The 12,727-nt window shown below is 64.9% G+C and carries 12 protein-coding genes; 7 read left to right on the top strand and 5 right to left on the bottom strand.

The window, feature by feature from the left end:
* Positions 1 to 43 precede the first annotated feature (43 nt).
* The gene (locus tag CHU93_RS12105; RefSeq protein ID WP_094474403.1) at positions 44 to 592 is read right to left on the bottom strand and encodes a peroxiredoxin; all 549 of its coding nucleotides are present in this window, start codon (positions 590 to 592) and stop codon (positions 44 to 46) included.
* A gap of 120 nt (positions 593 to 712) precedes the next feature.
* On the opposite strand from CHU93_RS12105, the gene CHU93_RS12100 reads away from it, so the two are divergent.
* From CHU93_RS12100 to CHU93_RS12080, 5 genes are all read left to right on the top strand, one after another.
* Positions 713 to 1,630 (top strand): hydrogen peroxide-inducible genes activator, encoded by a 918-nt coding sequence (locus tag CHU93_RS12100; protein ID WP_094474401.1) that lies wholly within the window; start codon positions 713 to 715, stop codon positions 1,628 to 1,630.
* Positions 1,631 to 1,677: 47 nt separating this feature from the next.
* Positions 1,678 to 2,652 carry an NADPH:quinone oxidoreductase family protein gene (locus CHU93_RS12095; RefSeq protein ID WP_094474399.1) on the top strand — a complete coding sequence of 325 codons (975 nt, stop codon included), beginning with the start codon at positions 1,678 to 1,680 and terminating at the stop codon, positions 2,650 to 2,652.
* 29 nt (positions 2,653 to 2,681) lie between these two features.
* Positions 2,682 to 4,124, top strand: a complete 1,443-nt coding sequence (locus CHU93_RS12090) for an aldehyde dehydrogenase family protein (protein ID WP_094474397.1) — start codon at positions 2,682 to 2,684, stop codon at positions 4,122 to 4,124.
* 73 nt (positions 4,125 to 4,197) lie between these two features.
* A complete protein-coding gene (locus CHU93_RS12085) occupies positions 4,198 to 4,992 on the top strand; it encodes an outer membrane protein assembly factor BamD (RefSeq protein ID WP_086117563.1) in 795 nt (264 codons plus the stop codon).
* The gene (locus CHU93_RS12080) at positions 4,992 to 5,408 is read left to right on the top strand and encodes an MAPEG family protein (protein WP_094474395.1); all 417 of its coding nucleotides are present in this window, start codon (positions 4,992 to 4,994) and stop codon (positions 5,406 to 5,408) included. The genes CHU93_RS12085 and CHU93_RS12080 overlap by 1 nt, the downstream gene beginning before the upstream one ends.
* A gap of 3 nt (positions 5,409 to 5,411) precedes the next feature.
* On the opposite strand, the gene CHU93_RS12075 is transcribed toward CHU93_RS12080, so the two are convergent.
* A complete protein-coding gene (locus tag CHU93_RS12075) occupies positions 5,412 to 6,074 on the bottom strand; it encodes an MBL fold metallo-hydrolase (protein WP_094474394.1) in 663 nt (220 codons plus the stop codon).
* Positions 6,075 to 6,196: 122 nt separating this feature from the next.
* On the opposite strand from CHU93_RS12075, the gene CHU93_RS12070 reads away from it, so the two are divergent.
* Complete coding sequence (locus CHU93_RS12070) at positions 6,197 to 7,777, top strand: SulP family inorganic anion transporter (protein ID WP_094474392.1); 1,581 nt, start codon at positions 6,197 to 6,199, stop codon at positions 7,775 to 7,777.
* A 13-nt stretch (positions 7,778 to 7,790) separates the two neighbouring features.
* Positions 7,791 to 8,429 (top strand): carbonic anhydrase, encoded by a 639-nt coding sequence (locus CHU93_RS12065; RefSeq protein ID WP_094474391.1) that lies wholly within the window; start codon positions 7,791 to 7,793, stop codon positions 8,427 to 8,429.
* Between the two features lie 56 nt (positions 8,430 to 8,485).
* Here the strand turns inward: CHU93_RS12065 and CHU93_RS12060 are convergent, their stop codons facing one another.
* The 3 genes from CHU93_RS12060 to CHU93_RS12050 form a co-directional block, all read right to left on the bottom strand.
* Positions 8,486 to 8,962, bottom strand: coding sequence for a Rid family hydrolase (locus tag CHU93_RS12060; protein ID WP_094474389.1), 477 nt, complete (start codon positions 8,960 to 8,962; stop codon positions 8,486 to 8,488).
* 92 nt (positions 8,963 to 9,054) lie between these two features.
* On the bottom strand, positions 9,055 to 11,778 hold the full coding sequence (locus CHU93_RS12055) for a TonB-dependent receptor plug domain-containing protein (protein WP_094474387.1): 2,724 nt from the start codon (positions 11,776 to 11,778) through the stop codon (positions 9,055 to 9,057).
* 305 nt (positions 11,779 to 12,083) lie between these two features.
* Positions 12,084 to 12,632, bottom strand: a complete 549-nt coding sequence (locus CHU93_RS12050; RefSeq protein WP_094474385.1) for a GNAT family N-acetyltransferase — start codon at positions 12,630 to 12,632, stop codon at positions 12,084 to 12,086.
* Positions 12,633 to 12,727 lie beyond the last annotated feature (95 nt).

Below are 12,727 nucleotides of genomic sequence, written 5' to 3'. Positions count from 1 at the left end.
GAGTCGGTGGATAGCGCCCGAGGGCGCTATCCACACGCCGCGCTTACGCTGCCGGCTTCAGAGTCTCTTCGCCGCCCTGCCAGTTGCAGGGGCACAGCTCGTCGGTCTGCAGCGCGTCGAGGATGCGCAGGGTTTCGGCCGGGTTGCGGCCGACGTTCAGGCCGTTGACCGTGATGTGCTGGATCACGTTTTCCGGATCGATGATGAAGGTGGCGCGCAGCGGCACGCCGGCGCCCGGCACGATGATGCCCAGCGCGTCAGCCAGCAGCTTCGAATTGTCGGCCAGCCACGGGAAGTCGCAGGCGGCCAGACGCTCGTCGCTCTTGCGCCAGGCGAAGTGCACGAAATCGGTGTCGGTCGACGCGCCGATCAGCACAGCGTCACGATCTTCGAAATCGCCCTTCAGCTCGCCATAGCCGATGATTTCGGTCGGGCAGACGAAGGTGAAATCCTTGGGCCAGTAAAACAGGATCTTCCACTTGCCGGGATAGGCGGTGGTGATGTCCAGCGTTTCGCCGGCCGGCAGCGCGGCAACGCCCTGCTGCACCGGCAGGTTGAAGGAGGGAACTTTATCGCCAACGGTCAGCGCCATGGGTCGGGTCCTTGTATTGGGGTTGAATCTCGGTGCCAGCGGTTCTGGCGGGTTGTGCAATGACGGCAGCGCAGATAGAAATCCAATCGATAATATCGGTGTGACAAATCGAATCTGTCGATGACCGCCTTTCAACCCACGCTGAAGCAGCTGCAGTATCTGACTGCGCTGCACATCCATGGCCATTTCGGCCGAGCGGCCGAGGCCTGTTTCGTGACGCAGTCCACCCTGTCGGCGGGCCTGGCCGAGCTGGAATCGCTGCTGGGCGTGCGGCTGGTGGAACGCAACCGCCGGGTGGTGCGCTTTACCCCGATGGGGGAGCGGGTGGTGGCCAAGGCCTATGGCGTGCTTCGCGAGGCCGATGAGCTGGTGGGCCTGACAGTGGGCGGGGACAAGCCGCTGGCCGGGCCGCTGCGGCTGGGGGTGATCCCGACCATCGCGCCGTTCCTGCTGCCGCGCGTGGCCCCACGCATCCGCGCCGACTATCCCGATCTGAAGCTGTATCTGCGCGAGGAGATGAGCGGGCCGGCGACCGAGTCCTTGAGCCGCGGCATGCTGGATGCCGTGTTGCTGGCGCTGCCGTGGGAGACGCCGGGCTTGACCGTGCTGCCGCTGGCGCAGGACCCGTTCTTCCTGGTGTTTGCGCCGGGCGATCTGCCCGATCCGCCCCCCAGCGTGGCGCCCGATTCGATCGATGCCAACCAGCTGCTGCTGCTGGAGGATGGCCATTGCCTGAAGGATCAGGCGCTTTCGGCCTGCGGCCGGCCGGAATTGCGGTCTGATCCGGCGCATCGGGGCACCAGCTTGGTGACTCTGGTGGAGATGGTGGCCGGCGGCCTGGGGCAGACGTTGATGCCCAAGCTGGCGCTGGATGCCGGGATCATCGCCCACACCAACCTGATCGCCCGGCCGGTAACGGGGGCAGTGACTGGCAATGCCGCGCGCACGCTGGCGCTGGTGTGGCGGCAGGGGAGCCCGCGCGAAGCCGAGTTCCGCCTGCTGGGCGAGGCAATAGTGGCAGGATTGGCGGCACCGTAACCGGCGGCTATGCTGGCAGCGAAAACCGCATCTGGGGAGTGACAGCGATGAAGGCCGTGTTGTGTGTTGAGCATGGGCCACCGGAACAGCTGGTGGTGCGCAATGTGCCGGTGCCGGAACCGGGCAAGGGCCAGGTGCGCATCAGCGTGAAGGCGGTGGGCGTGAATTTCCCCGACACGCTGATTATCCAGAATCTCTATCAGTTCAAGCCGGCGCTGCCGTTCAGCCCGGGCGGCGAGTGTGCCGGCGTGGTGAGCGCGGTGGGCGAGGGCATCACCGATGTGGCGGTGGGCGAATCGGTGATCGCTATGACCGGCCATGGCGCCATGGCGGAAGAGGTGATCGCCAATCGCGGCCAGGTGGTGAAGATGCCGCCGGGCATGCCGTTCGACGTCGCTGCCGGTTTCACCATGACCTATGGCACCAGCCACCATGCCCTGAAGCAGCGTGGGCAGCTGAAGCCGGGCGAGACCTTGCTGGTGCTGGGTGCGGCCGGCGGCGTGGGCCTGACGGCGGTGGAGCTCGGCAAGGTGATGGGTGCCAAAGTGATCGCGGCGGCCAGTTCGGATGAAAAGCTGGACCTGTGCAAGGCGATGGGGGCCGATGCGGTCATCAACTATGCCACCGAAGACCTGAAGGAGCGGGTGAAGGCCCTGACCGGTGGGCGCGGCGCCGATGTGATCTATGATCCAGTGGGCGACCGTTTTGCCGAGCCGGCGTTCCGTGGCATTGCCTGGAACGGCCGTTATCTGGTGATCGGCTTTGCTGCCGGCACCATTCCGGCGCTGCCGCTGAACCTGCCGCTGATCAAGGGGGCGAGCATTGTCGGCGTGTTCTGGGGGGCGTTTACCCAGGCCGAGCCGAAGGTGCATCTGGAGAATATGGCCGAGCTTTTGGACTGGTATGCCAAGGGCCAGCTGAAGCCGCATGTGTCGCGCCATTTCAGCCTGGATGAAGGGCCGGAGGCGATCCGCTGGATGATGGACAGGAAGGCGCTGGGCAAGATCGTGCTGACCATCTGAACAGCGCCGAATTTCGGGGGGAAGAGGCCATGGCATTGCGAGACCAGTATCCGCTGTATGTGGCCAATCGGCCGGAGCAGCCCAACGCCGACCTGGTGGTGACCGACAAGTTCACCGGCCTGCCGGCGACGCGGGTGGCGCAGGCCGATGCGGCGATGATCGATCGCGCTATTGCAGCGGCGGTGGCGGCGGCCGCGCCGATGGCGGCGATGGCGAGTTACGAGCGGCAGGCCGTGCTGGCCCATTGCGTGACGCGCTTCACCGAGCGCCAGGACGAACTGGCCCATGCCCTGTGCATCGAGGCCGGCAAGCCGATCCGCGATGCGCGCGGCGAGGTGGGGCGGTTGATCGACACGTTCCGCATCGCGGCGGAGGAAAGCGTGCGGATGTGCGGCGAGGTGCAGCCGCTCGACATTTCGGCGCGGGCACGGGGTTACCAGGGGATGTGGAAGTGCGTGCCGATTGGCCCGTGCAGCTTCATCAGCCCGTTCAATTTCCCGCTCAATCTGGCCGCGCACAAGATTGCGCCGGCGATTGCGGTGGGCTGCCCGTTCGTGATGAAGCCGGCCAGCCGCACGCCGCTGGGCGCCATCATCATTGGCGAGGTGCTGGCCGAGACCAATTTGCCGGACGGGGCCTTTTCCATCCTGCCGGCGAGCCGGGATGGCGCTGATCTGTTCACCACCGATGACCGGCTGAAGTTGCTGAGCTTTACCGGCAGCCCCGATGTGGGCTGGGACCTTAAGGCGCGGGCCGGCAAGAAGAAGGTGGTGCTGGAGCTGGGCGGCAATGCCGCGGTGATCATCATGCCCGATGCCGATCTGGATGATGCCGCCGACCGCACGGTGTTTGGCGCCTTTTATCAATCGGGGCAGAGCTGCATCGGGGTGCAGCGCATCCTCGTGCATGATGCGGTGTATGACGCGTTCAAGGCGAAGCTGGTCGAGCGCACGGCGAAGCTGATCGCCGGGGACCCGCGCGAGGAAGCGACGTTTGTCGGGCCGATGATCGACGTGAAGGAAGCGGCGCGGCTGGACGGCTGGATCCAGGAGGCCGTGGCCGGCGGCGCCACCCTGTTGTGCGGGGGCCAGCGCGAGGGGGCCATGCTGGCGGCGACCCTGCTGGAAAATGTGCCGAGGGCCGCGAAACTGAACACCGAGGAGGCCTTTGGTCCGGTGGCGTTCTTCACGCGCGTCAGCACTTTCGAAGAGGCGCTGGGCATCGTGAATGACAGCAAGTTCGGCCTGCAGGCCGGCATCTTCACCCGCGACCTGTTCCAGATGCTGAAGGCCTGGGATCATCTGGATGTGGGCGGCGTGGTGATCAATGATGTGCCCAGCTATCGCGTGGACAACATGCCCTATGGCGGCGTGAAGGATTCGGGGCTGGGCCGCGAGGGCGTGCGCTTTGCCATGGAAGACATGACCGAGATCCGCAATCTGGTGATCCGGCGGCGGCCGCAGGATCTGTGAGGCGCTGAGTCAGAAGCGGTTCAGGCCCGTGCCGCCACTTCCAAGCGCCGGTTCATCCTGCTAGGGTAAAGCCATGTCCCGTTTCCACCGCCCCGCCGTGCTGTCTCTGGTCGTGCTGGCCCTGTTGTCTGGCTGCGCCGGCGGCCGGGGCAAGGGCAAGAAGGACCAGCGTTATATCGCCCAGGATGTGGAGACGCTCTATTCCGCAGCGAAGCAGACGCTGGACCGGCGGCAATATCGCCTGGCCGCAGCCCAGTTTGACGAGGTGGAGCGCCAGCATCCTTATAGTGTGTGGGCGCGCCGGGCCCAGTTGATGAGCAGCTTCAGCTATTTCGTGGCCGGTGAATATGCCGAGGCGATTGGCGCGTCGCAGCGCTTCCTGTCGCTGCACCCCGGCAGCCGCGAGGCACCTTATGCATATTACATGGTGGCCCTGAGCTATTACAACCAGATCATGGCGGTGGGGAAGGACCAGAAGGTCACCCAGCAGGCGCTGGATTCGCTAGGCGAACTGGTGCGGCGTTACCCGAACACCGATTATGCTGCCGATGCCCGGCTGAAGATCGATCTGGCGCGCGACCACCTGGCCGGCAAGGAGATGGAGGTTGGCCGCTTCTATCAGAGCCAGGGCCTATATATCGCTGCCATCACCCGGTTCCGCACCGTGATCGACAAATATGACACGACCAGCCACGCGCCCGAAGCGCTGCACCGGCTGGTTGAATCCTATCTGGCGATGGGCGTTCCGGAAGAGGCGGTGAAGGCCGCCGCCGTTCTGGGCAACAATTATCCCGGCTCCAAATGGTATGACCGCAGCTACAAGCTGGTGGAGCGTTGGGTGCCCGACGCGCCCCGCAAGGCGGGCTGATGCTGATCCCGGCCACCCTGATCACAGCTGGCCTTTTGGGCCTGGTGTTCATGGCGCTGACCCTGCGTGTGGTGGGCCGGCGCATGTCGGGAAAGATCATGATCGGCGATGGCGGTGATGCCCAGATGCTGGAGCGCATCCGCGCCCACGCCAATTTCACCGAGCATGTGCCGCTGGCGCTGATCCTGATGGGCGGTATCGAATTGACGGCCGGCCATGGAACCTTGTGGCTGTGGGGAATTGGTGCGGCGCTGGTGCTGGCGCGCATTGCCCATGCCATCGGCATGAGCCGGCCGGCGCCCAACCCGTTCCGGGTGGCGGGCGCGCTGATCAGCTGGCTGGTGATCCTGGGGCTGAGCCTGTGGGCGCTGTGGCTGGGCGTGATGCCGCCACCCAGCCCGCACGATTTCGTCTGACGTTCAGCCAAGCATCCGATCAGCCACGAAGGCGTTGGCCTGGCGTTCGCGGCCAAAGGTGCTCATCGGGCCGTGGCCGGGCACGAAGGCGGTGTCGTTGCCCAGCGGCCACAGCTTGGTGGTGATGGCGGTGACCAGATCATTGTAATTGCCCTTGGGGAAATCGGTGCGGCCGATGCTGCCCTGGAACAGCACATCGCCAACAATGGCCAGTTTTGACGGGGCATGGTGGAACACGACATGGCCTGGCGTGTGGCCGGGGCAGTGATAGACATCGAGCACGAGTTCGCCCACCGTCACCTGATCGCCATCGTGCAGCCAGCGATCCGGCGTGAAGGCAGTGGCGCCGGGTACGCCATAGGCCGCGCCCTGCGCCGGGTTCATGTCGATCCAGAATTTGTCATCCGGATGCGGCCCTTCGATCGGCACACCCAGCCGCTGCGCCAGCACGCCGGTCAGCCCGCAATGATCGATATGGCCATGGGTGACGAGCAGTTTTTCGACGGTGACGCCCTGTTCGGCGGCCACCTGTAGCAACCGGTCAAGATCGCCGCCGGGATCGGTGAAGGCGCCGCGCATGGTCTTGGTGCACCAGATCAGGGTGCAATTCTGCTGCAGCGGGGTGACCGGCACGATCACGGCCTGAAGGGGCGGTTTGGCGTTCATGGCAGCAGTGCATGGCAAAGCGTTCGGTTCGGCGCAAGCGTGGGCAGCTTGCCGTTCCGTAATGATACGGGGCGTGAAGCGCCTGCTAGCCTGTGTCTGGATGGTGTGGGAGCGTTGAGAGAATGAAGGAAAGCAGCAGCTTGACCGCAAGCTGGCGGCAGGATCTGCCGGCATCGATTGTGGTGGCGCTGGTGGCGCTGCCCCTGTGCCTGGGCGTGGCGCTGGCATCGGGGGCGCCGCTGATGTCGGGCCTGGTGGCGGGCATCGTTGGCGGCCTGGTGGTGGGTGCGGCCAGCCGATCGGCGCTGTCGGTATCGGGGCCGGCGGCGGGCCTGACCACCATCGTGCTGGCGGCCATCACCAGCCTGCCCAGTTTCGAGGCGTTTCTGCTGAGCGTGTGCCTGGCTGGCGCCATGCAGATGATCTTTGCCGCCAGCCGCGGCGGCGTGATTGCCGAATTCGTGCCGGGTGCGGTGATCACCGGCATGCTGGCGGCCATCGGCCTGATCCTGATCCTGAAGCAATTGCCCCATGCCGTGGGTTATGATGGCGATCCGGAAGGCGATTTCGGCTTTTTCCAGCGTGATGGTGACAACACGCTGACCGCGCTGTCGCACATGCTGTCGAATGATTTCCTGTGGGGAGCCGCGATCATTGCGCTCGTCTCCCTGATCTTCCTGTTCTGGTGGGACAAGGCGCGGCCCAAACAGGGCCCGTTGAAGCTGTTGCCCGGCCCCTTGGTCGTGGTGCTGTTTGGCGTGGGTGCCAATGCCGCCTTCCAGGCCTTTGTGCCCGAGCTGGCGGTGGCCAGCACCCATCTGGTGCAGGTGCCGGTTTCGGCGACTCCGTTTGCCCTGATCGATCAGGTGCGTCTGCCCGATGTCGCGGCCATCACCAATCCCAAGGTGTGGACCATCGCCTTGACCCTGGCCATCGTGGCCAGCCTGGAATCGCTGCTGAGCGTGAAGGCGGTGGACGAACTGGACCCCAAGCGGCGGGTGACCGACAAGAATCGCGAGCTGCTGGCGCAGGGAACCGGAAATCTGGTGTCTGGCCTGCTCGGCGGCCTGCCGGTGACCTCGGTGATCGTGCGCTCATCAGCGAATGTCGAATCAGGGGCGGATTCGCGGGCCTCGACCATGTTGCACGGGCTTTGGCTGCTGCTGGGGCTGGCACTGGTGCCGGGGCTGCTCAACCTCATTCCGCTGTCCGCCCTGGCGGCGGTGCTGATTGCCACCGGGTACAAGCTGGCCAAGCCGGCACTGTTCATCCAGCGCTGGCATCAGGGATTGAGCCAGTTCATCCCGTTCGTGGTGACGGTGCTGGCGATCCTGTTCACCGATCTGCTGATTGGCATCGCCATTGGCCTGGCGGTGGGCTTTGCCTTTGTGATCTGGCGGTCCACCGGCAACATCATCACCTATGTCGAATATGGCGGCACGGTGATGGTGCGGGCCCGGCGCAATCTGTATTTCATGCACAAGCCGGCCTTGCAGGCGGCGTTGGGCCAGGTGCCCGATGGCGCTGAGGTGCTGATCGATCTGTCGGCCACCAGCTATGTCGATCTGGATTGTATCGACATGATCAATGGCTTTGTGCGCGGCGCGGCGTTCCGCGACATCAGCGTGCGGGTGCGGGCTGATCACACCCAACGCAGCGCCGCCATGATCAACGCCCCCATCACCCGCGCACGCGCCACCTGAAGGCTGTTCCCCCATGAAGGAAGTTGATCAACTGCTGCTGTCCAACCGGGCGTGGGCGGCCGAAATGCTGGCCGAGAACCCGGAGTTCTTCAATCGCAACATCAATTGGCAGCGCCCGGTGTTCCTGTGGATCGGCTGTTCCGACAGCCGGGTTGCGCCCGACCAGATGACCCAGGCGGTGCCCGGCGGCCTGTTCGTGCACCGCAACATTGCCAACCTTGTTTATCCGGATGATCGCAATCTGATGGCGGTGCTGCACTATGCCATCAACGTGCTGGAGGTGAGCCATGTGGTGATCTGCGGCCATTATGGCTGTGGCGGCATCCAGGCGGCGCTGGACGGCGCACCCGATGGCCCGATCGCCCATTGGCTGGAGCATGCGCGCCAGGTGCTGGATGATCACCGGCCCGAGATCATGGCCCTGCCGGAAGGCGAGGCGCGGGTGAACCGCATGGTTGAGGTGAATGTGCGCGACCAGTTGCTGCACTTGGCGCGCACCGGGCCGGTGCAGGCCGCCTTTGCCGCCGGGCGCGAGCTGACGTTGCACGGCTGGGTGTATGACCTGCGGGACGGCCATATCAAGCCGCTGATGCGCATCACGGGCGAGACGGTGCTGGACGAAGTGCCCAAACCGGAACGGGTGCTGCTGTAACAAAACGGGGGCCGCCGCAGTGTCGCGACGGCCCCCGGATGCAGCGATGAGGCGCCTTATTTGGCGGCGATCACCGTCAGCTCCACCAGGAACTGCGGGCCGGCGAGCGCGGCGACCTGCATGGTGGTGCGGGTGGTGGTGGTGGGGTTTTCGGCGTTGTTGAAAAACTCGGCAAAGCCCGCGTTGAAGCCAGCGAAATCCATCTTTCCATCCATGCCCGGTGCGGCGGTGAGATAGGCATCCATGCGCACGATGTCCTTCATGGTCATGCCATGGGCTTCCAGCAGCGCCTTGATCTTCTTGAGCACGCTGATCGTCTGGGTCTTGGTGTCGCCGAATTCGGTCGGCTTGGCCGGATCAACCGGCGAGGCCAGCTGGCCCGACAGATAGACAGTGGTGGCGCCGGTCTTCACCTTGGCGGCGGCGAGGATGCGGCCGGGCGGGGTGGTGGTGACCTTTTCGACATTCTGGGCGGCGGCCGGCGCGGCCAGCGCCAGGCCCAGGGTCGCAGCGGCAAGAGCGAGCAATTTCATGGTGGGTCCCCTTTGTGGTGAAGTGAAAAACGAACGGGCGGCAGGATTGCCCTGCCGCCCGCTGTTGGCAAGCGATATCGCCAGTGCTCGCCTCAGAACTTGGCGGTAGCGCGCACGTACCAGAAGCCGCCCGCCTGACCCAGCGGCGAGGAGCCGGGGTAGAGCGACCCGTTGGCCTGGCCGCCGGTCGACGGATAGGCGTTGCGGGTTTCCACATCGGGGTAGTTGTTAAACAGGTTTTCAACACCCACCGCCAGGCGATAATTCTCGGCAACGGTGAAGCCGGCTTCGATGTCGAGGCTGACCTCGGCACCAAAGGTCTTGCCCCATTCACCCGTCTGCGCGGCGGCATTCGGCGCCGGATAGAGGGCGCGGAAGGCCACCGGGTCCACACCGGCCGGCACAGAAGCCACCGGCAGGAAGTAGGTGGTGAACTTGCCGAAATAGTTGGCACGCACGGTCAGATCGAAGGCACCGCTGGTGTAGTTGGTGCTCAGCACCGCACGCCAGCGCGGGTTGCTGTCTTCGATATTGCCCTTGCGGGTGTTGTCGATCAGGCTCAGCACGCGGGTGTCGGTCGGCCGGATCGTCGACAGCGCGATGCTGCGACGGTCGGTGACCTTGGTCTTGTTGTAGTTCACCGCCAGGCTGGAGTTGAAGCGGCCAACGCCAGTATCCGCCCGGTGCGACAGGACGATGTCAAAGCCCTGTGTGCGGGTGCGGAAGCCGTTGGTGAAATAGTTCACCTGGCCCAGATCCAGCGCGGTGGTCAGGCCCAGCGCCAGTAGCGCCTGCTGGTCGGCCGCCGTGGTGTTGATCGACGAGGTGATGCCGATACGGTCACGCACGACGATGTTGTAGGCGTCCAGCGTCAGATTGAAGCCACTGCCGGGCGTGAGCACGATACCGCCAGAGAAGCTGGTCGACTTTTCCGGTTGCAGCGGCTGGGCGCCATAATATTGCGCCGAGATGCTGTCGGGGCGGGCGGTCTGCGTTGCCACCGGCACCGGGCTGCCGGCCGGGAAGCCGGTCTGGGTGTTCTGCGTGAACTGCTGGCCCGGCGTCGGCGCGCGGAAGCCGGTCGACGCGGCACCGCGCAGGGCGATGACATCGTTGATGGCCCAACGGGCGCTGAACTTGCCGTTGAAGGTGCTGCCGAAGTCGTTGAAGTAGTCATAACGGGCAGCGAGGCCGAGATCGAGGCCTTCAACCACTTCGGCTTCGAAATCGAGGTAGGCCGAATAGTTGTTGCGGCCACCTTCCGCCACCGAATCCGGGCCGAAGCCCGGGAAGCCGTTGGCGCCGACCGGCTTGGTCACGTTGAAGAAGGTGCCATTGGCGCGCTGCACCAGCTGCGAACCGAACGGACCCGGCTCCCACGAGGCGCGGTCACCCAGGCCTACCGCGAAGGTCTCGCGGCGGAACTCCAGACCGGCAGCGATGAACAGCGGCTTGTAGAGACCGATGTCGGTTTCATAGCTGAAGTCGGCGTTGAGGTTGTATTCCTGCTGCGTGACCTTGCCGAGATAGAAATCCGTCGGCGACGCCGGACCCAGCGACGGGTTCAGCGTGTCATACATGAAATAGCGGATCTGGTTGCGGCCATAGGCAGCGGTGAAGTCATACTTGACCCCACCTTCGGTTGCCCCCTTGTAGCCGCCGACGATCGACAGATCCTCGATCGAGGCTTCGAAGACCGGCACGAAGCCGTTGGGGAAGATCGAGGTTTCGGTGAAGGTGCGGCCGGTTTCGCTGAAAATGGCGCGGCCCGACACCGGATCGGTCCCGATGCGATCAAGATACCACAGCGAGTTGATCGACTTGGAGAAGGTGCCGGTGCCCGGGCGCAGCGGAATGTCCGGCGCCGTCACACCGATCGGGCGGCGATAGTTGAAGTCATTGGACTGGCGCTGCCAGCCATAGTTGCCGAAGGCATAGACTTCATCGCCATCGCCCACCGGAACGGCGGTGTTCCAGACCACGCGATAGGCGCGGTTGGACGGCTGGCCGAGCCGGTTGCCAGTCGGGCGCGGCGGCGTGATGCCGGCGGCGATCAACGGCGCGATTTCGGGACGCGGCACCGAGCGATCGAACACATTCTGATCGATGAATTCGCCGGTGATGTTGAAGAAGCCGCCATCGCCCAGCTTGAAGCCGGCGTTGGCCGACAGTTGCAGGTCTTCACCGTCGCCGCGATAGGTCTGGCCATAGCGGGCGGAGAGGTTCAGGCCATTGTCGGCCCGGTTGAGGCCGATGTTGATCACGCCAGCGATGGCATCGGAACCATATTGGGCGGCAGCGCCGTCGCGCAGCACTTCGATGCGGCTCACGGCCGGCGAGGAGATCTGCGACAGGTCAGGGCCCTGCGAACCCACGTTCAGGGCGTCACCGGTCACCTGCACCAGCGCCGAGCGGTGCATGCGCTTGCCGTTGACGAGCACGAGGATCTGGTCAGCGGGCAGGCCGCGCAGGTTCGGCGGGCGCACGAAGGCCGAGGCATCGCCCAGCAGGTTGCGGTTCTGGTTGAACGACGGGACCAGCGTCTTGATGATGTTTTGCAACTGCGGTGACGGCTGGGCCTTGAAATCTTCCGTGCTGAACACGTCGATCGGCACCGGGCTTTCGGCCACAGTGCGGTCGGTCCGACGGGTGCCGGTCACGACGATGGTGGCGTCTTCCTTTTCTTCGGCGGCGGCGGTGGCCGGCTGATCCTCGGCGGCGAGTGCCGGCGCGGCAACACTGGCCAGTGCCAGCGCCAGCAGCGAGGTTGCCAGCTTCAGTTCGACCCGTTGGGCCTTTTCGCAGTTACCTGTCATTCTTCTTCCCCTGGTTGAGAACGTCATCAAGCCCTCATGTCAGCCCCGCAGCGATGCCAGCCCTCACCGCACACAAGGCCATTCTTGCGCGTTGATCGACCCCGGCAGCGACAGCCGGGCCGATGCCTATGCAGCCACCCCGCAAATGTCTGCGGTCTGGCCGGACAGCGCACGTCAAGCGCAAAGACCTTCTGACCGACATACGCCATTCACGCACGGGCCCATTTGGACGCAGGGGTGTTGCCGTAACGAAACAATTACTGGCGTTGCATTTGCGCAACAGTTTGTGCGTTGCAGGCTGCGAATCAGGCGCTTAATTGCTTGGCCATCGCCACGAAACGCACCGGCACGCCGCCGCAATCGACAATGGCCGGTTCGCCTTGGCGATAACCGTGCGCTGCATAGAAGGGTTCGCCCGGCAATGTAGCCATCAGTTCGGTACGGCTGAAACCGGCGGCGCGGGCGGCATTCTCGCAGGCAGCGAGCAGGGCAGCGCCCACACCGCGGCGGGCGGCTGCCGGCGCCACGAAGAAGGCGCGAATCTTGGCGGCATCACGGGCCGGATCGAGCAGCCCCGATTCACGACCGGCAAAGCCATCGCCGCCGAACAGGGTGGCGCGCCTGCTCCAGCCGCCACAGCCCAGCAGGCCGTCGGCCGATTCGACCACCAGATAGGTGCCGTCGGCCACCAGCTCGCTGTCGACCCCGAAGACATGGGTGATGGCAGCTTCGGTTTCGGCCTCGGTGTAATAGCCCTGGCTTAGCCGGCGGGCGGACGCGGTGATCAGGGCATTGAGTGCCGGGATCTCGGCGGCGAGGGCAGGGCGGATGCGGAGCGATGCAGCGTCGGACATGGCGCANCCATTAACTCAGCTGAGCACCGCGCCGGAAGGCTGTCTGGCTGTTTTTACGCGTCTGGTTCGGCCGTGGCGGCCGGTTCTGGCCGGTT

Source organism: Sandarakinorhabdus cyanobacteriorum, from assembly GCF_002251755.1.
GTDB lineage: Bacteria > Pseudomonadota > Alphaproteobacteria > Sphingomonadales > Sphingomonadaceae > Sandarakinorhabdus > Sandarakinorhabdus cyanobacteriorum.
Note: the sequence above shows the minus strand (reverse complement) of the source record. Positions and strands in the feature narration are given on the sequence as shown.